This is a genomic window from Rhodoferax sp. MLSD5-FHT05B10 (assembly GCF_058793415.1).
Window position 1 is genome coordinate 74,631 of record NZ_JBXAFT010000005.1, and the last position, 23,005, is coordinate 97,635.

22 protein-coding genes and 3 tRNA genes are annotated in these 23,005 nt (G+C 62.0%); 22 read left to right on the forward strand and 3 right to left on the reverse strand.

The annotated features are described in order from the left end of the window. Window positions 1-7: 7 nt before the first annotated feature. The 9 genes from AC1Q5W_RS09360 to AC1Q5W_RS09400 all read left to right on the forward strand — a co-directional run bounded on the left by AC1Q5W_RS09360 (window position 8) and on the right by AC1Q5W_RS09400 (window position 6,662). The gene (locus tag AC1Q5W_RS09360) at window positions 8-784 is read left to right on the forward strand and encodes an SPOR domain-containing protein (RefSeq protein ID WP_492645356.1); all 777 of its coding nucleotides are present in this window, start codon (window positions 8-10) and stop codon (window positions 782-784) included. 15 nt (window positions 785-799) lie between these two features. Beyond that, window positions 800-1,285, forward strand: a complete 486-nt coding sequence (locus AC1Q5W_RS09365) for a CvpA family protein (RefSeq protein WP_492645357.1) — start codon at window positions 800-802, stop codon at window positions 1,283-1,285. A 14-nt stretch (window positions 1,286-1,299) separates the two neighbouring features. Next, the gene (purF, locus tag AC1Q5W_RS09370) at window positions 1,300-2,799 is read left to right on the forward strand and encodes an amidophosphoribosyltransferase (RefSeq protein WP_492645358.1); all 1,500 of its coding nucleotides are present in this window, start codon (window positions 1,300-1,302) and stop codon (window positions 2,797-2,799) included. Window positions 2,800-2,813: 14 nt separating this feature from the next. Further along, complete coding sequence (locus tag AC1Q5W_RS09375) at window positions 2,814-4,037, forward strand: O-succinylhomoserine sulfhydrylase (protein WP_492645359.1); 1,224 nt, start codon at window positions 2,814-2,816, stop codon at window positions 4,035-4,037. Continuing rightward, window positions 4,037-5,440 (forward strand): glutamate--tRNA ligase, encoded by a 1,404-nt coding sequence (gltX, locus tag AC1Q5W_RS09380; RefSeq protein WP_492645360.1) that lies wholly within the window; start codon window positions 4,037-4,039, stop codon window positions 5,438-5,440. The genes AC1Q5W_RS09375 and gltX overlap by 1 nt, the downstream gene beginning before the upstream one ends. Before the next feature lie 63 nt (window positions 5,441-5,503). Next, a tRNA-Ala gene (locus tag AC1Q5W_RS09385) sits at window positions 5,504-5,579 on the forward strand. A gap of 34 nt (window positions 5,580-5,613) precedes the next feature. After that, window positions 5,614-5,689 (forward strand) — tRNA-Glu (locus tag AC1Q5W_RS09390). 93 nt (window positions 5,690-5,782) lie between these two features. Continuing rightward, window positions 5,783-5,859: transfer RNA gene (locus AC1Q5W_RS09395), tRNA-Asp, on the forward strand. 164 nt (window positions 5,860-6,023) lie between these two features. After that, complete coding sequence (locus AC1Q5W_RS09400; protein ID WP_492645361.1) at window positions 6,024-6,662, forward strand: response regulator; 639 nt, start codon at window positions 6,024-6,026, stop codon at window positions 6,660-6,662. A gap of 23 nt (window positions 6,663-6,685) precedes the next feature. Here AC1Q5W_RS09400 and AC1Q5W_RS09405 read toward each other — a convergent pair whose 3' ends face one another. Next, on the reverse strand, window positions 6,686-8,806 hold the full coding sequence (locus AC1Q5W_RS09405) for an acetyl-CoA hydrolase/transferase C-terminal domain-containing protein (RefSeq protein ID WP_492645362.1): 2,121 nt from the start codon (window positions 8,804-8,806) through the stop codon (window positions 6,686-6,688). Between the two features lie 110 nt (window positions 8,807-8,916). On the opposite strand from AC1Q5W_RS09405, the gene AC1Q5W_RS09410 reads away from it, so the two are divergent. The 7 genes from AC1Q5W_RS09410 to AC1Q5W_RS09440 all read left to right on the forward strand — a co-directional run bounded on the left by AC1Q5W_RS09410 (window position 8,917) and on the right by AC1Q5W_RS09440 (window position 15,485). After that, on the forward strand, window positions 8,917-10,215 hold the full coding sequence (locus tag AC1Q5W_RS09410) for a replication-associated recombination protein A (RefSeq protein WP_492645363.1): 1,299 nt from the start codon (window positions 8,917-8,919) through the stop codon (window positions 10,213-10,215). A gap of 222 nt (window positions 10,216-10,437) precedes the next feature. After that, entirely contained in the window at window positions 10,438-11,367 is a 930-nt protein-coding gene (locus tag AC1Q5W_RS09415) for a branched-chain amino acid ABC transporter permease (RefSeq protein WP_492645364.1), read from the forward strand. Window positions 11,368-11,380: 13 nt separating this feature from the next. Continuing rightward, window positions 11,381-12,463, forward strand: coding sequence for an ABC transporter permease subunit (locus tag AC1Q5W_RS09420; protein ID WP_492645365.1), 1,083 nt, complete (start codon window positions 11,381-11,383; stop codon window positions 12,461-12,463). Between the two features lie 64 nt (window positions 12,464-12,527). Continuing rightward, window positions 12,528-13,298, forward strand: a complete 771-nt coding sequence (locus AC1Q5W_RS09425) for an ABC transporter ATP-binding protein (protein ID WP_492645366.1) — start codon at window positions 12,528-12,530, stop codon at window positions 13,296-13,298. A 48-nt stretch (window positions 13,299-13,346) separates the two neighbouring features. After that, a complete protein-coding gene (locus AC1Q5W_RS09430; RefSeq protein WP_492645367.1) occupies window positions 13,347-14,066 on the forward strand; it encodes an ABC transporter ATP-binding protein in 720 nt (239 codons plus the stop codon). Between the two features lie 47 nt (window positions 14,067-14,113). Continuing rightward, window positions 14,114-14,971 (forward strand): DMT family transporter, encoded by an 858-nt coding sequence (locus AC1Q5W_RS09435; RefSeq protein WP_492645368.1) that lies wholly within the window; start codon window positions 14,114-14,116, stop codon window positions 14,969-14,971. 130 nt (window positions 14,972-15,101) lie between these two features. After that, window positions 15,102-15,485: a hypothetical protein gene (locus AC1Q5W_RS09440; RefSeq protein ID WP_492645369.1), complete on the forward strand. Its 384-nt coding sequence runs from the start codon at window positions 15,102-15,104 to the stop codon at window positions 15,483-15,485. 68 nt (window positions 15,486-15,553) lie between these two features. Here AC1Q5W_RS09440 and AC1Q5W_RS09445 read toward each other — a convergent pair whose 3' ends face one another. Next, a complete protein-coding gene (locus tag AC1Q5W_RS09445; RefSeq protein WP_492645370.1) occupies window positions 15,554-16,606 on the reverse strand; it encodes a CDP-6-deoxy-delta-3,4-glucoseen reductase in 1,053 nt (350 codons plus the stop codon). A gap of 47 nt (window positions 16,607-16,653) precedes the next feature. On the opposite strand from AC1Q5W_RS09445, the gene AC1Q5W_RS09450 reads away from it, so the two are divergent. Continuing rightward, complete coding sequence (locus AC1Q5W_RS09450; protein ID WP_492645371.1) at window positions 16,654-17,574, forward strand: NAD-dependent epimerase/dehydratase family protein; 921 nt, start codon at window positions 16,654-16,656, stop codon at window positions 17,572-17,574. Here AC1Q5W_RS09450 and AC1Q5W_RS09455 read toward each other — a convergent pair. After that, window positions 17,571-18,281: a phosphatase PAP2 family protein gene (locus tag AC1Q5W_RS09455; protein WP_492645372.1), complete on the reverse strand. Its 711-nt coding sequence runs from the start codon at window positions 18,279-18,281 to the stop codon at window positions 17,571-17,573. The genes AC1Q5W_RS09450 and AC1Q5W_RS09455 overlap by 4 nt on opposite strands. A 116-nt stretch (window positions 18,282-18,397) precedes the next feature. Here AC1Q5W_RS09455 and AC1Q5W_RS09460 point away from each other — a divergent pair, with 116 nt between their 5' ends. Genes AC1Q5W_RS09460 through rfbC form a run of 5 tightly spaced genes read left to right on the forward strand, consistent with a single transcriptional unit; the run spans window position 18,398 to window position 22,964 of the window. Further along, a complete protein-coding gene (locus tag AC1Q5W_RS09460; protein ID WP_492645373.1) occupies window positions 18,398-19,501 on the forward strand; it encodes a nucleotidyltransferase family protein in 1,104 nt (367 codons plus the stop codon). A 32-nt stretch (window positions 19,502-19,533) separates the two neighbouring features. Then, on the forward strand, window positions 19,534-20,607 hold the full coding sequence (rfbB, locus tag AC1Q5W_RS09465; RefSeq protein WP_492645374.1) for a dTDP-glucose 4,6-dehydratase: 1,074 nt from the start codon (window positions 19,534-19,536) through the stop codon (window positions 20,605-20,607). Next, window positions 20,604-21,524 carry a dTDP-4-dehydrorhamnose reductase gene (rfbD, locus tag AC1Q5W_RS09470; protein WP_492645375.1) on the forward strand — a complete coding sequence of 307 codons (921 nt, stop codon included), beginning with the start codon at window positions 20,604-20,606 and terminating at the stop codon, window positions 21,522-21,524. Before rfbB ends, rfbD begins: the two co-directional genes overlap by 4 nt. Then, the gene (gene rfbA / locus AC1Q5W_RS09475; protein WP_492645376.1) at window positions 21,511-22,419 is read left to right on the forward strand and encodes a glucose-1-phosphate thymidylyltransferase RfbA; all 909 of its coding nucleotides are present in this window, start codon (window positions 21,511-21,513) and stop codon (window positions 22,417-22,419) included. Before rfbD ends, rfbA begins: the two co-directional genes overlap by 14 nt. After that, a complete protein-coding gene (gene rfbC / locus AC1Q5W_RS09480) occupies window positions 22,416-22,964 on the forward strand; it encodes a dTDP-4-dehydrorhamnose 3,5-epimerase (protein ID WP_492645377.1) in 549 nt (182 codons plus the stop codon). Before rfbA ends, rfbC begins: the two co-directional genes overlap by 4 nt. Window positions 22,965-23,005: the final 41 nt, after the last annotated feature.

Below are 23,005 nucleotides of genomic sequence, written 5' to 3' on the forward strand. Positions count from 1 at the left end.
CACACACATGGCTTTCTTCAAGTTTCGCAAAGGCGGCGACGACCAAACTGCCGCACCGCCACCTCCCGCCCCCGAGAGCGTGGAGGCCATGCGCAAGCGTGCCCGGCACCGCCTGATCGGCGCGTCTGTGCTGGTGCTGCTGGGGGTCATCGGTTTTCCGCTGCTGTTTGACAGCCAGCCGCGCCCCATTGCCGTCGATATTCCCATCGAGATTCCCGACAAGGGCAAGGTCAAGCCGCTGGGCAATGCCCCGGTGGTGGCGCCTGGCGCACAGGTTCGCGGCGCCATTGATGCCGGCCCGGCTACCGCCCCTGCGGCATCGGCCGCATCGGCCCCGGTGACGGCTCGCCCGGCGGTTGCCGTGGTGCCCCCGGCTCCCGCGTCGGCACCGGTGACCAAGCCGGAGAGCAAACCGGAAAGCAAGCCCGAAACCAAGGCCGACAGCAAGCCCGCCGACAAGGCTGCGGCCAAGGCTGGCGCCAGCGCACAGGACGGGGCCAAGGCCCAGGCTTTGCTGGACGGCAAGACCGCAGAGCCCAAACCCGCTGCCGCAGCCGGCCGGTTCGTGGTGCAGGTGGGGGCCTTTGCCGACGTGGCCAAGGCCCGCGAAGCGCGCCTCAAGCTGGAAAAGGCGGGCCTGAAGACCTATACGCAAGTCGTGCAGGCCAAGGACGGACGGCGTGTGCGCGTGCGCGTGGGGCCGTATGAATCGAAGGCAGCCGCCGACAAGGCGGCGCAAAAAATCAAGAAGCTGGACTTGCCTGCAGCCATTCTGGAACTGTAAGAACGGCCCGCACCCATGCCCGCGCTGGACTGGATTTTTTTGGCTGTGTTGCTGGTGTCGCTGACGGTGGGCGCCTGGCGCGGCCTGGTGTATGAGGTGCTGTCGGTGTTGAGCTGGATTGCGGCCTTTGTGCTGGCGCAATGGTTTGCTCCGGATGCGGCGCGGTGGTTGCCCATGTCGGGCGCCACGGAGATGATCCGCTACGCCGCCGGCTTCGTGCTGGTGTTCGTGGCGGCGGTATTCCTGGGCGGCTTGGTGGCATTTCTGGTGAAGAAATTGGTGACCGCCGTGGGCTTGCGACCGATAGACCGCCTGCTGGGTGCCGCGTTTGGCGTGGTGCGCGGGCTCATCGTATTGCTGGCGCTGACGGTGGTGGCGGGCATGACGCCCGTGCACACGGCCTCCTGGTGGGAAGAGGCAACCGGCCCCCGGGTGGCGACCGTGGTCTTGCAGGGCGTCAAGCCCGTGCTGCCGCAGGAGTTTGGAAAATATCTACCTTGAATGAGTGAACATCTATGTGCGGAATAGTGGGCGTTGTCAGTAATGAGCCGGTCAATCAACTGATTTATGACGCGTTGCTGCTGTTGCAGCACCGTGGGCAGGACGCCGCGGGGATCGTGACCCAGCAGGAGCGCAAGTTCTTCATGCACAAGGCCAAAGGCATGGTGCGCGATGTGTTTCGCACCCGCAACATGCGCTCCTTGCCGGGCAACTGCGGGCTGGGCCAGGTGCGCTACCCCACGGCAGGCAATGCCTTCAGCGAAGAGGAAGCCCAACCGTTCTACGTGAACGCGCCCTTTGGCATCGTGCTGGTGCACAACGGCAACCTGACCAACGCCCACGCGCTCAAGGCCGAGCTGTTTACCACCGACCACCGCCACATCAACACCGAGAGCGATTCCGAAGTGCTGCTCAACGTGCTGGCGCACGAGATCGAGAAGACCACGCGCGGCTCCACGTTGCAGATCCCCGACCTGTTTGCCGCCGTGCGCAATGTGCACCGGCGCATCAAGGGTTCGTACGCCGTGATTGCGCTGATTGCCGGACACGGCGTGCTGGCTTTCCGCGACCCCTTTGGCATCCGCCCGTTGTGCATTGGCCGCAACGACGGCAGTTCCGTGGTGGCCAGCGAGTCGGTCGCCTTGGAGGGTATCGGCTACCACTTCGAGCGCAACATCGACCCGGGTGAGGCGGTGTTCATCGACCTCGATGGCAAGGTGCATGCGCAGCAGTGTGCCGATGCACCCCAGTTGCACCCCTGCATTTTTGAATTTGTGTACCTGGCCCGCCCGGACTCGGTCATGGACAACATCTCGGTGTACCAGGCCCGTCTGAACCTGGGCGAGTCGCTGGCCAAGCGGGTGATTTCCACGGTGCCGCCCAACGAAATCGACGTCGTGATTCCGATCCCCGAATCCAGCCGCCCCAGTGCCGCGCAGCTGGCGCATTTGCTGGGCTTGCCCTACCGCGAGGGGTTCGTGAAGAACCGCTACGTGGGCCGCACGTTCATCATGCCGGGGCAGTCGGTGCGCAAGAAGTCGGTGCGCCAGAAACTCAATGCCATCGCCAGCGAGTTCAAGGGACGCAATGTGCTGCTGGTGGACGATTCCATCGTGCGCGGCACCACCTCCAAGGAAATTGTGCAGATGGCGCGCGACGCCGGTGCCCGCAAGGTGTACCTGGCCAGCGCCGCGCCGCCGGTGCGTTACCCCAATGTGTATGGCATCGACATGCCCACCAGCAGCGAGCTGGTGGCCCATGGCCGCACTGTGGAAGAAATTCGCCAGTTGATTGGCTGCGATGCGCTGATCTACCAGGATGTCGACGGCATGAAGAAGGCCATCGGCGCCCTCAACGCCAACATCAAGGGCTTTGATGCCTCGTGCTTTGACGGTGTGTACGTCACCGGCGACATCACCTCGGACGACATTGCCCGCCTGAATGAAAAACGGGTGGGGGGTGAAGAAGGGCAGGAAGACAACTCCCGCCTGGCGCTGCCGAACCCGGCCGACTGAAAACCGGAATGCCCATGATCGAGAAAACCTTGCCTGACAACCTGCATCCGGACACGCTGGCGGTGCGCATGGCTCTGGAGAAAAGCCAGTACGGCGAAAACTCGGAGGCGCTGTACCTGACCTCCAGTTTTGTCCAGCCCGATGCGGCCACCGCCGCGCGCCGCTTTGCCATGGAGGAAGACGGCTACACCTACACCCGTGTGGGCAATCCGACGGTATCCAGCATGGAGCTGCGACTGGCAGCGCTGGAAGGCACGGAGGCGGCCATTGCCACCTCCAGCGGCATGGCGGCCATTTTGTTGCTGGGCATGGGGTTGCTGCGAAATGGCGACCACGTGGTGTGTTCGCAGTCTGTCTTTGGTTCCACCATCCGGCTGTTTGCCGGTGAGTTTTCCAAGTGGGGCATTTCCACCAGCTTCGTGTCGCAAACCGATGTGCAGCAGTGGAAGGAGGCGATCCGCCCTAACACCAAGCTGCTGTTCGCCGAAACCCCCACCAACCCGCTGACGGACATCTGCGACATCCAGGCCCTGGCCGATCTGGCCCACAACGCCGGCGCCTTGCTGGCCGTGGACAACTGCTTTTGCAGCCCGGCCCTGCAGCAACCCAAGCGCTTCGGCGCCGACTTCATCATCCACTCGGGCACCAAATACCTGGACGGTCAGGGGCGTGTGATGGCCGGTGCCATCTGCTGCGACCAGCGCCACGTGGACGAACTGTTTCTGCCAGTGACCCGCACCGCGGGCATGGTGCTGTCGCCCTTCAACGCCTGGGTGGTACTCAAGGGTATGGAAACCCTGGGCATTCGCATGCAGGCGCAGTCGGAGCGCGCGCTGGCCGTGGCCCAATGGCTGCAAGCCCATCCGCAGGTGAAGAATGTGTACTACCCCGGTCTGCCCAGCCACCCGCAGCACGCGCTGGCCATGCGCCAGCAGTCGGCCAGCGGCCGGGGGTTGGGAGCGGCCGTGGTGTCGTTCGATGTGCGGGGGGCAGATCCTGAGGCGCTGCGCCGCAACGCCTTTGCCGCCATTGACGCCGTGCGCGTCTGCTCCATCACCACCAACCTGGGCGACACCAAGACCACCATCAGCCATCCGGCCAGCACGTCGCATGGACGCCTCACGGAAGTGCAGCGCCAGGCAGCGGGCATTGGCCAGGGGTTGATCCGCCTGGCCGTGGGCCTGGAGCATATTGAAGACTTGAAGGCCGACCTCGCACGTGGCCTGGACACCCTGTAATGACCCAAAAAATTCGCACCCGCATCGCGCCGTCTCCCACCGGTTTTCTGCACCTGGGCACGGCCCGCACCGCCCTGTATTCGTGGGCCTATGCCCGTCACTTTGGCGGCACGTTCGTGCTGCGCATCGAAGACACCGACGTGGCACGCTCCACGCAGAATTCGGTCGACCAGATTCTGGAATCCATGCGCTGGCTGGGGCTGGACTATGACGAAGGCCCCATCTACCAGATGCAGCGCTTGGAGCGCTACAAGGAAGTGGTCGACCGCCTGATTGCCGAAGGCAAGGCCTATTACTGCTACAGCACCCCCGAAGAGTTGGAAGCCACCCGGGAAGCCAAGCGCGCGAAGGGCGAGAAGACGCTGTACGACGGCCGCTGGCGCCCGGCTCCCGGCAAAACCCTGCCGCCGGTTCCACAGGGCGTGCAGCCGGTGGTGCGTTTCTGCAACCCGGCGGACGGCGAGGTGAGCTGGAACGATCTGGTCAAAGGCCCCATCACCATCAGCAACCGCGAGATTGACGACCTCATCATCGTGCGCACCGACGGCATTCCCACCTATAACTTTGCCGTGGTGGTGGACGACTGGGACATGCAGATCACCCACGTGTTCCGGGGTGATGAGCACATCAACAACACGCCGTGGCAGATCAACATCTTCAACGCGCTGGGTGCACCCCTGCCGCTGTTCGGGCACTGCCCGGTGATCCTGGGAGACGACGGACAGAAGCTGTCCAAGCGCCGCGGCGCGGTCAGCGTGACGGCGTACGAAGACGGCGGCTACCTGCCCGAGGCCATGCTCAACTACCTGGCGCGCCTGGGGTGGAGCCATGGTGATGAAGAGCTGTTCACCCGCGAGCAACTGGTGTCGTGGTTTGACGGCACCCACCTCAACAAGAGCCCGGCCCAGTGGGACCCGGTGAAGCTGCTGTGGGTCAACGCGCAGTACATGAAGCAGGCCGACAACCAGCGGCTGGCGGTCCTGGTGGCGCAGCAGCTGGCGAAACAGAACATGGTGCTCGACGCCGCGCTGGTCGAGGGCCACCTATCCAAGGTCTGCGCCCTGTTCAAGGATCGGTGCGACACCACGGTGGCGCTGGCTGCCTGGGCCGCCAAGTTCTACGGTGATGTAGTGCCCGATGCCGCCGAGAAGGCCCAGCATGTGACTGAAGCGGTGAAACCCGCTCTGCAAATGCTGGCGGACAAACTGGTAACGTGTGCCTGGGACAAGGCCAGCATTGCGGCGGCGATCAAGGAAGTGCTGACTGCCACGGGCTTGAAGATGCCGCAGTTGGCCATGCCGGTGCGTGTGTTGGTGGTGGGCACGGCCCAGACGCCATCGCTGGATGCGGTGCTGGAATTGTGCGGAAAAGAAAAAGTAATCACAAGATTGGCCGCAACCTGAATTTCTACGCTATAATTTGAGGCTCGGGAATTGAGAATGTTAGATAAAACATTCTCCGGTTTTGGGGGTATAGCTCAGCTGGGAGAGCGCTTGCATGGCATGCAAGAGGTCAGCGGTTCGATCCCGCTTACCTCCACCAAAAATTTCTCGAGAACGGATTAGTCCAAGGTTTTGACCCCATCGTCTAGAGGCCTAGGACATCACCCTTTCACGGTGAGTACCGGGGTTCGAATCCCCGTGGGGTCGCCAAGATTCATCGCAAGATGATCGAAGCGCAAGTTGGCAACAGCAAGTCCGCAAGGAATTGCACTTGGCTCGCAAGAGCAAACGTTGTCGCTACCAGGAGTGGTAGTTCAGTTGGTTAGAATACCGGCCTGTCACGCCGGGGGTCGCGGGTTCGAGTCCCGTCCACTCCGCCAAAATGCTGAAGCCTTGCAGGTCATTGACCTGCAAGGCTTTTTGCATTGCGTTCTACAGATGGTGCACCTTGCCAGCGCTCGCATGCCGGTCAACCTGTCCCCAGCCATCCAGCTTATTGATAAATTCAGAAAGTGCGGAATAATCAAAAGCGTATTGAGGCTGTATGCGCAAAATTTCTGCCAATGATGAACTGATGACCACCCGCGAAGCGGGAGAGACGCTGGGCGTTGCCGTGCGCACCATTCAGTTGTGGGTGGAGTCCGGGGTGCTGCCGGCCTGGCGCACGGCCGGAGGCCACCGGCGCATTGCCCGCAGCGCGGTTGAGAAGTTGATGCAAGAGCGCGCCAAGGTGCTGGCGCCGGCCCCCCCCGCTACCAGTGAGTCGCCCATGCCGGCCAACGCCCTGCGATTGTTGCTGGTGGAAGACGATGCCAACCTGCGGCTCCTGTTTTCGATGGTGGTTGAGGGCTGGGATTTTCCGGTTGAACTGGTAACCGCCAACAACGGCTTTGATGGGCTCATCCGCATCGGCAAGGTGCAGCCCGACATGGTGATCACCGATCTCAATATGCCGGGGATGGATGGTTTCCAGATGGTGCGCTCTCTCAAGAAGAAAGACTCCGGCTATGAGGAGCTCAATCTGGTCGTGGTGACGGCGTTGAGCAAGGAGTCCATCAAGGATCGCGGCGGATTGCCACCGGGAATTGCTGTTTTCCAGAAGCCGGTGGATTTTGGCAAGCTGGAAATCCTGGCGCGCAAACTGCTGGTGCAAAAAGCCCACACGGGGGCGGTGCAGACCTGATTTCGCAGGCCGTCGCCGCGGGATCACATATTGCCCGCGAGCAGGCGGCGCAGTATGGTGTCCTTGAAGCTGTGGGCATCCGCCAGACCCAGGCGCTCCAGATAGGTCTGGGGCAGGGCCTTGTCTTCCCAAAAGCTCTTGACGGCCAGGGCCAGCAGTTCGGTGGGGTGCTCGCTGGCGTGCTTGAGTTTCTTGAGGGCCCGCACGATGTTGAGTTCGTCGGCGGTGAGATCGGTGCCGAAGGGAAAGCCCGGCAGCAAGCCCGCAGCGCCCCAGGGGTGCAGTTTTTGCTCCAGCACCTGGGGCAGGTTGTGGCGGTAGCGCTCGGGTACCTCGTAATGTGCGTCCAGCTTGCCGTGTGCCTTGGCTTGCCGGACCAGTTCGTCCTGGAAGCGTGAATCGGCCACGGCAACCAGGCGCTTGATGACCTCACCGTCCGGCTGGCCACGCAATTCCGCCACCCCATACTCGGTAATGACAATGTCCCGCAGATGGCGCGGGATGGTGACGTGGCCGTAATTCCAGACGATGCTGCTTCTCAGCCCGTCCTTGTTGTCGTGTGTGGCGCGCAGCATCATGACCAGTCGCGCATCGGGCAGCGCGTGGGCCATGGCGACAAAGTTGTACTGGCCGCCCACGCCGCTGACCACCTGGCCGGATTCCAGTGCGTCACTGGCCGCTGCGCCCAGCAGCGTGACGATCATGGTGGTGTTCATGAAGCGGGCGTTGCGACGCTGGGCGCGCTTGAGTTCTTCCTGGCCGTACAGCTGGTTGATGAAGTCGATGCGCGTCATGTCGATTTTGGCCAGCTCCTGCGCCGGCATGCTGCGCAGGCGTTCGTAGAAGTCGCGTGGCCCCAGGAAAAACCCCCCGGTCATGAAAATGCCGCCCAGCAGGCGGGAGCCCAGCATGTGTTGGCACACGCTGTCAAAGGCCTCTTCCTGCAGGAGGTCGGCACTGCAGCGCTGCGTGCCCAGCACGAGTTGTTCCCCGTCGAGTCGCACTTCGGGGTGCAGGACGCCAAAGCGCTGCAGAAAGGCCAGGTCGTCCTCGGCCACGGGTGTGCGCACACGGCCGGCGTCCAGCAGGGCGCGCAAGGTTTGCGGGGTGACGGTCTCATCCGCGATGGTGCCCTGGTTCAGCAGCTGTTGCAGCGTGACATCGCCGAACACCTCGCGGCGGATGATGCCGGCCTCGATGAGCTTGAGAAAGCCGTTGACAAACATTTCCGAGCAGCCATACAGCCCCTGGTTGAAGCGTCCCAGGTTACGGTCGGCAACGCCGTCGGCACACAGGGATTCCAGAATGCTCCGGTACTCGGTGCTGTGCCGGTCACGCACGATCAGTGCCTGGGCAATGGCATCGCCCAGGGAACCGATTCCGATCTGGAGCGTGCCGCCGTCGGCGACCAGGCTGGAGGCGTGCAGGCCAATGGCGTAGTCGGGCAGGCTGACCTTGTTGTTGGGGGGTGCAAAAATCGTGTGGGTTCCCGCCGGATCGGTGACGACCAGATCGAAAAAATCGGGTGCTACATCGGCCGTGTTGGGCATGAACGGCATGTGCTGGTTGATGACGCCGACGGCCGTGATCTTGTGGTGCGAGGCGCGGAATTTGTCCATGACTTCGAGCACGACGTCCGGGTTGCTGGAGAGGCTCAGGCGTAGGCCGCGTGCGTCCTGTCTGGCGCCCACTGCCTGGGCGATGACATTCATGCCTTGCAATGCCATGTCCCGTGCGATGTGGGTGTAGTTGGTGGACATGTAGCTCTGCTGCGCCACGGTATTGCCCAGGTAGTCACCGGTCTTCATGAACACTTCGCAGACTTCGATGTTGGGGGGCAGGCCGGGGCCCCGCAGGTCCTTCACGTACTCCAGGTCCGGGTAATCGGCAAATACCCGCTCCACCAGGGGAGCCAGAAAGTTCCGCTCCAGATCGCTCTTGCCGACCGGCTTTTCGAGCGACAGCGCGGTAATGATCTTCAGCTTGCGCGCCGGGTTGGCCTTGATGCGGTGGTAAAGCGCATTCACGAACGGGTTGGGTTTGCCCACCCCCAGGGGAATGCCCAGCACGATGTCGCCTGGCGTGGTGTCCAGCACGTGGTCCACGGCAGCGGTGATGGAATCCATCATCAAGGGAGTTGGCATGGGGGTGTCTCCGGATCGTGTCTTGTTGTGTACTCAGGGCGAGGGCACCACGCTGCATGCGCACTTTCGGGCGCGTTTACACTGCGGGTTCCGCATTATTCAGTCTTCCTGTGTCTGCCGCTGCTTCTCCTTCCCATCAGCCCCTGGCCGAACGCCTGCGCCCCCGGCATTTGAGCGAGGTGATAGGTCAGCAACACCTGCTGGGCGACGGCATGCCGCTGCGCATCGCATTCGAGTCGGGGCAGCCGCACAGCTGCATTCTGTGGGGGCCGCCCGGCGTGGGCAAGACCACCATTGCGCGGCTCATGGCCGATGCGTTCGATGCGCAGTTCATCAGTATCAGTGCGGTGCTGGGTGGCGTCAAGGACATCCGCGAGGCGGTGGAGCAGGCGCAGGTTGCACTGGGGCAGGGACGTCGCACCATCGTGTTTGTGGACGAGGTACACCGTTTCAACAAGAGCCAGCAGGACGCCTTTTTGGCGCACGTGGAAAGTGGCCTGTTCACCTTTATTGGCGCGACCACCGAAAACCCTTCGTTTGAGGTCAATTCGGCGCTGCTGTCCCGTGCCGCTGTGTACGTGCTGCAGCCATTGGGTACGGAGGATTTGAAGCTGATTGTGGCCAGAGCCCAGGCGGATGCTGCGTTACCAGCTATTGAAAGCATAGCGGTTGACCGTTTGGTAGCCTATGCCGACGGTGATGCGCGCAGACTCCTGAATACGCTGGAAACCCTGGCGGTGGCAGCCCGGCAGGAGCGACTGGAGCAGGTCACTGATGTGTGGCTGCTTAAGGTGCTGGGGGAGCGCTTGCGCCGTTACGACAAGGGTGGCGAGCAGTTCTACGACACCATCAGTGCGCTGCACAAGTCGGTGCGCGGTTCTGACCCCAACGCCGCGCTCTACTGGCTGGTGCGCATGCTCGATGGCGGGGCCGATCCGCGCTATCTGGCGCGGCGGCTGATTCGCATGGCCAGCGAAGACATCGGTTTGGCGGATCCCCGGGCGCTGCGGTTGGCGCTGGATGCTGCCGAGGTGTACGAGCGCCTGGGCAGCCCTGAAGGTGAGTTGACGCTGGCCGAGTGCGTGGTGTACCTCGCAGTCGCACCCAAATCGAATGCCGTTTACAAGGCGTTCAATGAAGCACGGGCGTTGGTGAAGAAAGACGGGTCCCGACCCGTACCCCTGCATTTGCGCAACGCGCCGACGCGCTTGATGAAGCAGCTCGATTACGGCAAGGACTACCGTTACGCCCACGACGAGCCCGATGCTTTTGCGGCGGGGGAGCGCTATGTGCCCGATGGCTTGCCGGAGCCAGACTTCTACCGCCCGGTGGAGCGGGGGCTGGAAATTCGCATAGCAGAAAAGATGCGCGCGCTCAAGGCGCAGAACCAAAAAAAGCAGCTTCCTTGACTCCGGTGGAATGCGGGTTGACGCAAGGGTAAACCCCGCAGAATCAGCACGTATTTATAGCCGTGCCCTCGTTACAATCCCACCCACTTGCCTGCCGCACACCAAACTTGGCGGGCTTTTTGCTTAAGAACAGGTACAGCTCATAAGGCCGCACCGCTCGTCAATCAATTGCGGGTTCCCCCATTGCTGACTTATGCGCCGGCCAAAAATCGGAGAAGTTTTATGGATATTTTGTTGCAGCAGATCATCAATGGTCTGGTGTTGGGCAGCATGTATGCGCTCATAGCACTGGGCTACACCATGGTGTACGGCATCATCAACCTGATCAATTTCGCCCATGGCGAAGTCATGATGGTCGGGGCCCTGACGAGCTGGACCATCATCGGATTGATGCAGGATTCAATGCCCGGCACGCCCGGTTTTGTGATTTTGATCATTGCGCTGGTCATTGCCTGCGTGGTCGCCGCATCGCTCAACTTCGTGATCGAGAAAGTGGCTTACCGCCCCTTGCGCAACAGCCCCAAGCTTGCACCCCTGATCACGGCCATCGGCATGTCGATCCTGTTGCAGACGCTGGCCATGATCATCTGGAAACCCAACTACAAGTCGTACCCTACGCTGCTGCCCAACACGCCGATTGATATTGCCGGGGCAGTCATTACGCCCACCCAGATCATGATTTTGGGATTCACCGCGGTGTCGCTGGCGGTGCTGATGTGGCTGGTGAATTACACCAAACTGGGGCGTGCCATGCGCGCTACCGCCGAGAACCCCCGTGTGGCCGGCCTGATGGGGGTCAAGCCGGACATGGTGATTTCGGCCACGTTCATTATTGGTGCCGTCCTGGCCGCCATTGCCGGCGTGATGTACGCCTCCAATTACGGAACGGTCCAACATGCCATGGGATTCCTGCCTGGCTTGAAGGCCTTTACGGCGGCCGTGTTCGGTGGCATCGGCAACCTGGGTGGCGCCGTGGTAGGGGCAATCCTGCTGGGCCTGATCGAATCCATCGGTGCCGGCTACATCGGCGCCCTGACTGGTGGCGTGCTGGGCAGCCACTATTCCGATATTTTTGCGTTCATTGTCTTGATCGTTGTGTTGACACTGCGCCCCTCCGGTCTGCTGGGTGAACGCGTGGCTGATCGCGCCTGAGGAGCACCTATTCATGAAGCAACAAAAAATCGTCGTCTTCCTGCTGGCCGCCGTGGGGCTGCTGGTATTGCCCCTGGCGCTGCAGAGTTTTGGCAACGCCTGGGTGCGCATTGCGGACATGGCGTTGCTCTACGTCCTGCTGTCGCTGGGACTGAACATCGTGGTGGGGTATGCCGGTCTGCTGGACCTGGGCTACGTGGCGTTCTTTGCCATCGGGGCCTACATGTTCGGTCTGCTGGGGTCGCCGCACCTGACGGATACCTTTCCGGTTATTGCAGCCATGTTCCCTCAGGGGATGCACACGCCTCTATGGGTCGTATTGCCGTTGGCGGCCGGTCTGGCCGGGGTGTTTGGCATCCTGCTGGGTGCGCCGACCCTGCGTTTGCGGGGGGATTACCTGGCGATCGTGACGCTGGGGTTTGGCGAGATCATCCGGGTGTTTCTCAATAATCTGGATTACCCCGTCAACATCACCAACGGCCCCAAAGGGGTGAGCCAGATTGATTCCCTGCACTTTTTTGGCCTGGACCTGGGCAAGAAAGTTTCCATCGGCGGTTTCGATCTGATGTCGGTTTCGTTGTACTACTACCTGTTTCTGGTGCTGGTGGTGGTCAGTGTCGTGATCTGCCACCGGTTGGAGCTCTCGCGGGTGGGACGTGCCTGGATGGCAATTCGTGAAGACGAGATTGCTGCCAAGGCCATGGGCATCAACACCCGCAACCTGAAGTTGCTGGCCTTCGGCATGGGTGCCACTTTTGGCGGCGTATCCGGCGCGATGTTCGCCGCGTTCCAGGGTTTTATTTCGCCAGAATCGTTCAGTCTGATGGAGTCGGTCATGATCGTCGCCATGGTGGTGCTGGGCGGTGTCGGTTATCTGCCGGGCGTCATTCTGGGTGCTGTGCTGCTGTCGGCCTTGCCGGAGGTGCTGCGCTATGTGGCGGGTCCTTTGCAGGCGATGACAGGAGGGCGGCTGGACTCGGCCATCCTGCGGCAGCTGTTGATTGCGCTGGCCATGATCAGCATCATGCTGCTGCGTCCGCGCGGTCTGTGGCCTTCGCCGGAGCACGGCAAATCCCTGGCGAACGCTAAAACCTGAACTGTGCAGGGCGCGCAGCCGGTTTCAGAACCTGTGCGCGGGCCCTCAACCGAGTGGAATCAACATGACTGAAACTGTACTGAACGTCTCCGGCGTTTCCAAGCGATTCGGTGGCCTGCAGGCCCTGAGCGATGTGGGCATCAAGATCCAGCGGGGCCAGGTGTATGGCCTGATTGGACCCAACGGCGCCGGAAAGACCACCTTTTTCAATGTGCTCACCGGGCTGTACACACCCGACAGCGGCACGTTTGAGCTGGCGGAAAAGCCCTACGAACCTACGGCGGTGCACGCGGTGGCCAAGGCCGGCATTGCGCGCACCTTCCAGAACATCCGTCTGTTTTCCGAGATGACGGCGCTGGAGAACGTGATGGTGGGGCGGCACATTCGCACCCATTCGGGTTTGTTGGGTGCCATTTTCCGAACCGCGAGTTTTAAGGCCGAAGAAAAGGCCATCGCCCAGCGTGCGCAGGAGTTGCTGGACTATGTGGGCATTGGCAAGTTCGCGCCCTACAAGGCCCGGACCTTGAGCTATGGCGACCAGCGGCGCCTGGAAATCGCCCGGGCGTTGGCAACCGATCCCCAGTTGATTGCACTGGACGAACCGGCGGCGGGCATGAATGCGACCGAGAAGGTCATGCTGCGCGAATTGATTGACCGCATCCGCAAGGACAACCGCACCATTTTGCTCATTGAGCACGATGTCAAGCTGGTCATGGGCTTGTGCGATCGGGTTACCGTGCTGGACTACGGCAAGCAGATTGCCGAAGGCACGCCGGCCGAAGTGCAGAAGAACGAAAAAGTGATTGAAGCCTACCTGGGTACCAGCGGCCACTAACCTGAATCAGTTGGGGCAGGGCCGCAGCCCTGTTCCGCGAGGAAACACATGAATACAAACACTTTGCTCAAAGTAACCGGACTGAAGGTTTCCTACGGAGGAATCCAGGCGGTCAAGGGTGTGGATTTTGAAGTGCATGAAGGCGAACTGGTGTCCCTGATCGGCTCCAACGGGGCGGGCAAGACCACCACCATGAAAGCCATTACGGGAACACTGCCCATCAACGCCGGTGACATCGAGTACCTGGGCAAGAGCATACGCGGGCAGGGTCCCTGGGATCTGGTCAAGCAGGGCCTGGCCATGGTGCCCGAGGGTCGTGGCGTATTCACCCGCATGACCATCCTGGAAAACCTGCAGATGGGTGCCTACATCCGCGCGGACAAGGACGGCATTGATGCCGACATCGACAAGATGTTTTCCATCTTCCCCCGCCTCAAGGAGCGGCGTGACCAGCTGGCAGGCACCATGTCGGGTGGTGAGCAGCAGATGCTGGCCATGGGGCGCGCGCTGATGAGCCGGCCCAAGGTGCTGTTGCTGGACGAGCCGTCGATGGGGTTGTCGCCCATCATGGTGGACAAGATATTCGAAGTGGTGCGTGACGTGTATGCCCAGGGCGTGACGGTGCTGCTGGTGGAGCAGAACGCCAGCCGGGCCCTGTCCATCGCGGACCGGGGATATGTCATGGAGTCGGGCATCGTCACCATGTCCGGCGATGCCACCCAGATGCTCAACGATCCGCGGGTTCGGGCCGCTTACCTGGGCGAATAAGGCGGGGGCGCACAGCGCCCGTGCCGTGCGGCGGCGGATTGGTCTTTGTGAATTTTCACGTTCTTGTTCTTCTGTTTGTCACCCTGGTGTGGGGGGCCACATTTCCGGTCCTCAAGCTGGCGACGGCCCATTTGAGTGGCGTGGAGGTTTCGGCCCTGCGCTTCCTGATTGCGGCGCTGTGCATGGCACCGCTGGCGTGGCGGGCACCCCGGCGCACCTGGGCGGATGGCGCTCTGTTGGGCGCCCTGGTGCTGGTGTCCTATGTGGCACAGGCGTTCGGGCTGGAGTTCATTTCGTCCAACCGCAGTGCGTTCCTGACCAGTCTCAATGTATTGATGGTGCCTCTGCTGGGCATCGCCTTTGGCGCCAGGCCGTCCCTACTCGTTCTGGGCTGCGCTGTCCTGGCCTGCGGCGGCATTGGCTTGATGTCCTGGGAGGGCGGCGCTGACCTGGTGGCCGATGCGGCAACTGTATTTGGCGCGCTGGCCTATGCCCTGTATGTGATTTTCCTGTCGCAGTGGTCTTCGCGCCATGTGACCCGGCAACTGGCGGCCACGCAGATCGTCTGGATGGCCTTGTTGGGCAGCTTGTGGATGGTGTTTGATGCCCAGGGAACCGACAAGCTGTCCACCCTGGTGGCGCGGGTTGACGGCCCGCGCCTGGCAGGGCTGGCGTACCTGGGCATTGTGGCGACGGCGGGAATGCTGTTTTTGCAGGCGTTGGCGCAGCGCCATGTTTCTGCAAACAAGGCGGCGCTGGTGTATGCGATGGAGCCGGTCTTTGCGGCGCTGTTTTCCTGGTTGTGGCTGGCGGAGGTGTTGACGCTGCAGGCCGCTGTGGGGGGCGCCCTGGTGGTCTTCGCCGTGGTGCTCAGTGATTGGAAGGGCAGCAAACAGCCTGCATGACATCCGCCTTGGCACGTTCCGGCGTCACAACTGTTTACATCTGTTTGCCATTGGTATGTCGATCCGGGGAGGTGGGGGAGCCGTTACAGGCACATGGAGATTTTCCATGCCCTACTCGACAGGAAGTACTATGAAAATTCAGACTGCGTTGATGACTTTGGTTTTGGCGGCCGGCGGTACGGTATTTGCACAAACGGCGGCGCCCGCGCCCAAGGATCCCCTGGCAACGCCCCGGATCGATCAGCGCGAAGCCAACCAGAACAAGCGGATTGAGCAAGGTGCGGAATCGGGACAGCTGACACGACGGGAGGAACGCCGTTTGAAGATGGGCGAGGCGCGCATCCAGAATGCCGAAGCCCGGGCCAAGGCCGATGGCACAGTGACACCCCAGGAGCGCAAGCACCTGGTGCGGATGGAGAACAAGGAAAGCAAGGCGATTTACCAGCAAAAGCATGACCGGCAGCGTGACATGAACCACGATGGCAAACGGGATCGTGCGCACGCCACCCGGTAAGCCAGCTGGCGTCCGCGAACCCGAAGGCCCGGCATGCCGGGCCTTCTTGCATGCGAAGCCTGCCGTGCTCAGGCTGGGGTCTTGTCCGCTTCTGAAGTGAAAGCGTCGGCAAAGAAATCATCGGGGGCCAGCCCGGCCTTGGCACAGAAGTCCCGCTGTGCCGATGCCACCACGATGGGGGATCCGCAGGCGTACACCTGATGGCCGCTCAGGTCGGCAAAGTCTTCCAGCACCGCATGGTGTACGAAACCGGTGCGACCGGCCCAGTGGTCTTCGGCTGTGGCGTCCGACACCACGGGCACGTAGCGCAGGTTGTGCATGGACTGGAGCTGTTCACGCGCCCAGGTATCCATGTACAGATCGGCCGGTCGCCGTGCACCCCAGTACAGGGTGGTCGGGCGTTCGATTTTCAGGTGCTGCATGTGCTCGAGCATGGCTTTCAGAGGGGCGAATCCGGTTCCCGATGCCAGCAGGACAAGGGGCTTGACCGAGTCTTCCCGCAGGAAGAAGCTGCCGAACGGGCCTTCCATGCGCAAGATTTCCTTTTCCTTCATATCCCCAAAGACGTGGTCCGTGAATTTTCCGCCAGGCATGTGGCGGATGTGCAATTCAATGTTCGGTCCCAGATGGGGGGCGTTGGCCATGGAATAGCTGCGCCGCGTGCCATCGCGCAGGATGAATTCCACGTACTGTCCGGCGCGGTAGGCGAAGTTCTCGTTGGCCGGCAGCTGCAGCTGCAGCACCATGACATCGGGCGACTTCTGAACCATGCTGCTGACCCGGGTGGGCATCTTCTTGACCGGCAATGCTCCCAGTTCGGTGACCTGGCGGGACTCCAGCACCAGATCGGATTGCGGCAGTGCACAGCAAGTCAGAATCAGGCCGCCCGCCTCCTCTTCAGAGCTGAGAGCCTTGCTCTGGTGCGTGCCATGGACCACGGAGCCCGAGAGCAAGCGGCATTTGCAGGATCCACAGGCGCCGTCCTTGCAGCCATAGGGCAAGCCGACGCCCTGGCGGATGCCCGCGGGCAAGATGGCTTCGTCCGCCGGGACGCTGAATGTGCGCCCACTGGGTTGCACCACAACGGAAAAAAGTGGGGTGCCTGCAGTACTTGCCGTCATCTTGTGGGTATCCTTGGAACTCGAATTTTTTGAAAGAAGCTGCGATTTTGCCTTCAAACCAGAACCCCCTTGGTGCCCTGCCAGCCCGTTTCCGGCGGGAACGTGTACTCATTGTTGGCTGCGGCGATGTGGGTTTGCGGGTGGCTGCGCACATGCGGGGCCGGGTGCGGGTGTTGGCAACGACCTCCACGCCCGCACGGGTGGCTGAATTGCGTGCCGCCGGTGTGACGCCGTTGGTGGGGAATCTGGATGCACGCCTTACCTTGCAGCGCCTTGCTGGCCTGGCGACTCGGGTGTTGCATCTTGCCCCACCCCCGTCAGAGGGGTGGACCGACCCGCGTTCCCGGGCTCTGGTGCGGGCGTTGCGGCGGCGAAGCGCACCTGACAGCGTTGTCTATGGCTCCACCAGCGGCGTGTACGGAGATTGCCGGGGTGACTGGGTGCGTGAAACCCGGGCGGTGCATGCAGACACGCCACGGGCCCACCGGCGGGTGGATGCGGAGGCGCAGTTGCGGTTTTGGGGGCGGGCGTCCGGTGTGCGCGCCAGCATTCTGCGCATCCCGGGCATCTATGCCGCGGATCGGGAGGGCGGAACCCCCCGAGCCCGGTTGTTGAAGGCGGTTCCTGTTTTGCGTGCCGAGGACGATGTGTATACCAACCACATCCACGCCGATGATCTGGCGCGTGCCTGCTGCCGGGCGTTGTGGCGGGGAGCTTCACAACGGGTCTACAACATCAATGACGACAGCGGCTTGAAGATGGGGGACTATTTTGATCTGGCTGCTGACCTGTATGGCCTGCCCCGGCCGCCCCGCATTGCCCGGGACAGTGCGTCGGAACAACTTCCGCTGATGTTGCTGAGTTTCATGAACGAATCGCGTCGCATGGACAACACCCGGATGAAACGGGAACTGGGATTGCGCTTGCGCCACCCGACGGTGCGTACCGGTCTGCAGGACGCGTGCTAAGCCGGGCTGCCGGGCGGGTTCTTGGACAGACGCAACAGGATTTTCCAGACGACCCAGCTGCATGCCAGTGTGACCGGGCTGGCCCACAGGACATCGCTGAGCCAGTGCGCGCCATCGGACATGCGGGCGAATCCGATGATCCACCCGGCGGCCAGTCCGCTGATGGCCCACAGGCGCTGGCGTTTGCGATCCACCAGCATCAGGGACACCAGAAAGAAACCGCAGGCCACGTGCCCGCTGACAAAGGAGCAGTTGTTGTTGCACTGGTCGGAAATGACCGCTGCGCGTGTGAACTGCTGCGTGCCGCCAAAGGCTTCGACTTGGTAGGGGCGAGCCCGTTGCCAGTTTTCCTTGAAGCCGGAGTTGACCAGTATGCCTGGCCCCAGCGTGACTGCCAGTACGACGAAAGCCAGTGGCAGCCGCCACGGTTTGCCACGGCGGCTCCAGGTGGCGTATAGCCAGCCAGCGAGGGCCAGCAGCACGATATAGCGGAACACGGTGGGTATATAGAGGTTGATGAGTTCGACCCACCACCAGGACACCGATTGCAGTTGCGCTGATGGCCCGATAAAAATGCCCGCAGCGTATAGGTCCAGAGCCGTCCAGATGGTGGGAATCAATGCCAGTGCCACGGAGGTGCCCAGAATCCACCAAAACAGCGGGGGTGTCTGGTTGGGGGAGGGGGTGTCGGTCGGAAGGGTTTGCATGGAAGCGGGCAGGCGAGAAAGGAAGGCAGTCCTTATTGTCTGCGATTTAAACTAGCCGCTACACTTTGGCCCTGGCGGCACGCCTGTGCCGAGACCAATCCACCGGGACAACGACAATGACCAAAGGCATGATTCTGGCTGCGGGGCAGGGCACCCGGGTGCGTCCGCTGACCCGGGACTTGCCCAAACCGATGGTGCCCATCCTGGGCAAGCCGGTCATGGAGTACCTCGTCGAGCACATGGCGCGCCACGGAGTGACGCAGATCATGGTCAATGTGGCTTACCACCACCGAAAAATCGAAGAGTATTTTGGCGATGGTCATCGCTGGGATGTGGAAATCGGTTACTCCTACGAAGGGGTGCTGGAACACGGTGAAATTGTGCCGCGCCCCATGGGTTCAGCCGGCGGCATGCGCCACATCCAGGATTTCAGCGGTTTTTTTGATGAAACAACGCTGGTGTTGTGTGGTGATGCCCTGATTGACCTCGACATCACCGCCGCCCTGCAGGAGCACCGGGCCCAGGGAGCGGTGGCCAGCGTGGTAGCACTGGAGGTGCCACGTGAGCAGGTGCACAACTATGGTGTGGTGGTGGCGGATGCCGCAGGACGGGTGCAGTCCTTTCAGGAGAAGCCCACGCCCGCTCAGGCCCGGTCAACCTTGGCCAGCTCGGGTATCTACATTTTTGAGCCCGAGGTGCTTACACTGGTTCCCAGCGGGCAGAACTTTGATATTGGCGCGCAGCTGTTCCCGTTGCTGGTCGAACAGCAACGGCCTTTCTTTGTGCAGAACCGGGTGTTCAACTGGATCGATATCGGCCGGGTGAGTGATTACTGGTCGGTGCTGCAACGTGTGTTGCGCGGAGACGTGGCGCGGATGTCCATGCCGGGGCGTGAGGTGCGTCCGGGCGTGTGGGTGGGGCTCAACACCCGCATTGATTGGGAGCGTGTCACCATCGAGGGGCCGGTGTATATCGGCTCCAGCGTGCAGGTCGAACCCGGCGCGACCATCATTGGACCGGCCTGGATTGGCCACGGCAGCCATATCCGCGCCGGGGCTACCGTCACGCGCAGCATTTTGTTTGAGTACACCCGCATCGGCGCGGCTATGAACTTTAGCGAAATGATCGTGTCGCCCCATTACTGCGTGGATCGGACCGGGGAGACCGTGTACCGGGGGGATGACAATAGTCCCCTGCGCTGGAGCGATGCCCGCGCATAAGCGCACGTTTTGATCTTCAGCATATTCAACCCATGACCATTCTTGTCACCGGCGGCGCCGGATTCATTGGCTCCAACTATGTGCTGGACTGGCTCGCGCAGTCGGATGAGACCGTGGTCAATCTGGACAAGCTCAGCTATGCCGGCAATCTGCAAAATCTGGCCAGCCTGAAGGGTGATCCGCGCCACGTGTTCATCCATGGCGACATTGGCGACGCCAAGCGGGTGCCCGAACTCCTGGCCAAGTACCAGCCGCGCGCCGTGGTGAACTTCGCCGCCGAGTCCCATGTGGACCGTTCCATCCACGGCCCCGGCGAATTTGTGCAGAACAACATCGTGGGTACCTACCAGTTGCTGGAATCCGTGCGTGCCTACTGGGCTGCCTTGCCGGCGTCTGCGAAAGCGGCCTTCCGCTTTCTGCATATATCCACCGACGAGGTCTATGGGTCCCTGGACAAGAACGATCCGGCATTCACCGAGTCCCATGCCTACGCCCCAAACAGTCCTTACAGCGCCAGCAAGGCCGCCAGCGACCACCTGGTGCGTGCCTGGCACCACACCTATGGTTTGCCGGTTCTGACGACCAATTGCTCCAACAACTACGGCCCCTACCACTTCCCGGAAAAGCTGATTCCCCTGGTCATTGTCAACGCCCTGGCCGGCAAGACCCTGCCGGTGTACGGTGACGGACAGCAGATCCGCGACTGGCTCTATGTCAAGGACCATTGCAGCGCCATCCGCCGCGTCTTGGAGGCCGGCAAGCCGGGCGAGACCTACAACGTGGGCGGCTGGAACGAAAAGGCCAACTTGGACATCGTGCGCACTATCTGTGGCTTGCTGGATGGCCTGCGGTCGCGGGTCGACGGCAAGTCCTATGCCGACCAGATCGCCTTTGTGACCGATCGCCCGGGACACGACCGCCGCTACGCCATCGATGCCCGCAAGATCGAGCGCGAACTGGGCTGGAAACCGGCCGAGTCGTTTGACACCGGCATCGCCAAGACGGTGCAGTGGTACCTCTCCAACCAGGTTTGGGTGGCCAATGTGCAAAGCGGCGCCTACCGGGACTGGATGGCCGCCCAATACGGCGCCACGGTCGCGGCATGAAGATCCTGCTCTTGGGTTGCGATGGTCAGGTGGGCTGGGAGCTGCAGCGTAGTCTGGCACCGCTGGGTGAGCTGGTGGCGTTGGGTCGCGATGCCACCGGCAATCCCCATGGCCTGTGTGGTGACCTCACCCAGCTGGATGCCCTGGCGCAGACCGTGCGCACGGTCCGCCCGGACGTGATCGTCAACGCCGCCGCACACACGGCGGTGGACCAGGCCGAGAGCGAGCCGGACCTGGCGCGCACCCTCAACGCGGAGGCGCCCGGCGTGCTGGCCGACGAGGCCCAGGCCCTTGGCGCCTGGCTGGTGCACTACAGTACCGACTACGTCTTCAACGGCAGCGGTACCCAGCCGTGGAAAGAAGGCGATGCCACCGGTCCCTTGAGCGTCTATGGCTGCACCAAGCTCGAAGGCGAGCAAGCCGTGCAGCAGCGCTGCCAGCGCCACTTGATCTTTCGCACCAGTTGGGTCTATGCGGCACGCGGCAGCAACTTTGCCAGGACCATGCTGCGCCTGGCCCAGACACGTGAAACCCTGCAGGTCATCGACGATCAGCTGGGGGCGCCCACGGGTGCCGAACTGGTGGCCGATGTGACGGCGCACGCCATTCGCCAGGCGGTGGCGGCACGGGCGTCGGACCTGTCCGGCATCTACCACCTGGTCGCCAGCGGTTGCACCAGTTGGTACGAGTATGCGAAATACGTGATAAACCTCATGGATGCTGCGCAACCAGCTATTAAAAGAGTAGCGGCAGAAATCAAACCGGTGCCCACGACGGCCTTCCCCACACCGGCCAAACGCCCTTACAACTCGCGGCTGGACACTACCAAGCTGCAAACCACCTTTGGCCTGGTGCTGCCCGCGTGGCAGACCGGCATCACCCGCATGCTGAACGAGATTGACCATGGGCGCATCTAGTACCACCGCATCGTCCCGCAAGGGCCTCATCCTGGCCGGGGGCTCGGGCACCCGGTTGCACCCGGCCACGCTGGCCATGAGCAAGCAACTGCTGCCGGTGTACGACAAGCCCATGATCTACTACCCGCTGAGCACGCTGATGCTGGCCGGCATGCGCGACATCCTCATCATCAGCACACCGCAGGACACGCCGCGTTTCACCCAGTTGCTGGGTGACGGCAGCCAGTGGGGCATGAACCTGCAGTACGCGGTGCAGCCTAGCCCGGACGGCTTGGCGCAGGCCTTCATCATCGGCGACCAGTTCATCGGCAACCATGACAGTGCCCTCATCCTGGGCGACAACATCTTCTATGGCCATGACCTGCAGGTCTTGCTGGGCAGGGCCGATCGGCAGCCAGACGGTGCGACGGTGTTCGCCTACCACGTGCAGGATCCCGAGCGCTATGGCGTGGTGGCTTTCGATGCTGAGGGCCGCGCCCGCAGCATCGAGGAAAAGCCGGCGCATCCCCAAAGCAGCTACGCGGTGACTGGCCTGTATTTTTACGACCGGCAGGTGGTTGATATCGCCAAGGACGTGAAGCCCAGTGCGCGGGGTGAGCTGGAAATCACGGCGGTGAACCAGGCCTATCTGGAAAGGGGGCAGCTGAATGTGCAGATCATGCAGCGTGGCTACGCCTGGCTGGACACGGGAACCCATGACAGCCTGCTGGAGGCCGGGCAGTTCATTGCCACGCTGGAGCGGCGCCAGGGCCTAAAAATTGCCTGTATCGAGGAAATTGCCTGGCGCAGCGGCTTTATTGGCGACGAGCAGCTCGCGCGGCTGGCCCAGCCGCTGGCGAAGAATGGTTACGGCCAGTATTTGCAGGGTTTGCTCAAGGACGGAGGAACGCTGTGAAGGCGACACCGACAGCCATTCCCGATGTGCTGCTGATCGAACCGCGGGTCTTTGGCGATGCGCGTGGTTTTTTCTTTGAGAGTTTCAATCAGCGCGACTTTGCGCAGGCCACCGGCGTCCATGCGGCTTTTGTGCAGGATAACCATTCCCGCTCCGCCCGCGGGGTGTTGCGAGGCCTGCATTACCAGATTCGGCAACCCCAGGGCAAGTTGGTGCGGGTGGTGGCGGGTACGGTTTTTGATGTGGCCGTCGACTTGCGCCGCGCCTCCCCCTCGTTTGGGCAATGGGTGTGCGCCGTTCTGTCCGAGGACAACAAGACCCAGCTCTGGATCCCTCCGGGATGCGCGCACGGTTTCGTGGTGCTGTCGGAATCCGCCGATTTCTTGTACAAGACCACCGACTATTACGCGCCGGAACATGAGCGTTGTATTGCCTGGAACGATCCGACATTGAATATCGACTGGCCGGATCTGGGGCAGGCACCTGTGCTGTCGGCGAAGGATGCGGCCGGTGTTTCTTGGGCCGATGCGCTCTTTTTTGAATAATCGCCTTTCACAGCGTCCGCTTTGTGCGGCGCCTCACAGGA

Excerpts from the sequence above, each read along its gene's own strand:
- AC1Q5W_RS09420 (WP_492645365.1), top strand. The coding sequence starts at position 11,381 with ATGAAGCAACAAAAAATCGTCGTCTTCCTGCTGGCCGCCGTGGGGCTG.
- AC1Q5W_RS09425 (WP_492645366.1), top strand. The coding sequence starts at position 12,528 with ATGACTGAAACTGTACTGAACGTCTCCGGCGTTTCCAAGCGATTCGGT.
- AC1Q5W_RS09430 (WP_492645367.1), top strand. The coding sequence starts at position 13,347 with ATGAATACAAACACTTTGCTCAAAGTAACCGGACTGAAGGTTTCCTAC.
- gltX (WP_492645360.1), top strand. The coding sequence starts at position 4,037 with ATGACCCAAAAAATTCGCACCCGCATCGCGCCGTCTCCCACCGGTTTT.
- rfbD (WP_492645375.1), top strand. The coding sequence starts at position 20,604 with ATGAAGATCCTGCTCTTGGGTTGCGATGGTCAGGTGGGCTGGGAGCTG.
- AC1Q5W_RS09405 (WP_492645362.1), bottom strand. The coding sequence starts at position 8,806 with ATGCCAACTCCCTTGATGATGGATTCCATCACCGCTGCCGTGGACCAC.
- AC1Q5W_RS09445 (WP_492645370.1), bottom strand. The coding sequence starts at position 16,606 with ATGACGGCAAGTACTGCAGGCACCCCACTTTTTTCCGTTGTGGTGCAA.
- rfbA (WP_492645376.1), top strand. The coding sequence starts at position 21,511 with ATGGGCGCATCTAGTACCACCGCATCGTCCCGCAAGGGCCTCATCCTG.
- AC1Q5W_RS09360 (WP_492645356.1), top strand. The coding sequence starts at position 8 with ATGGCTTTCTTCAAGTTTCGCAAAGGCGGCGACGACCAAACTGCCGCA.
- AC1Q5W_RS09375 (WP_492645359.1), top strand. The coding sequence starts at position 2,814 with ATGATCGAGAAAACCTTGCCTGACAACCTGCATCCGGACACGCTGGCG.
- AC1Q5W_RS09460 (WP_492645373.1), top strand. The coding sequence starts at position 18,398 with ATGACCAAAGGCATGATTCTGGCTGCGGGGCAGGGCACCCGGGTGCGT.
- rfbB (WP_492645374.1), top strand. The coding sequence starts at position 19,534 with ATGACCATTCTTGTCACCGGCGGCGCCGGATTCATTGGCTCCAACTAT.
- AC1Q5W_RS09440 (WP_492645369.1), top strand. The coding sequence starts at position 15,102 with ATGAAAATTCAGACTGCGTTGATGACTTTGGTTTTGGCGGCCGGCGGT.
- AC1Q5W_RS09455 (WP_492645372.1), bottom strand. The coding sequence starts at position 18,281 with ATGCAAACCCTTCCGACCGACACCCCCTCCCCCAACCAGACACCCCCG.
- AC1Q5W_RS09400 (WP_492645361.1), top strand. The coding sequence starts at position 6,024 with ATGCGCAAAATTTCTGCCAATGATGAACTGATGACCACCCGCGAAGCG.
- AC1Q5W_RS09415 (WP_492645364.1), top strand. The coding sequence starts at position 10,438 with ATGGATATTTTGTTGCAGCAGATCATCAATGGTCTGGTGTTGGGCAGC.
- AC1Q5W_RS09365 (WP_492645357.1), top strand. The coding sequence starts at position 800 with ATGCCCGCGCTGGACTGGATTTTTTTGGCTGTGTTGCTGGTGTCGCTG.
- purF (WP_492645358.1), top strand. The coding sequence starts at position 1,300 with ATGTGCGGAATAGTGGGCGTTGTCAGTAATGAGCCGGTCAATCAACTG.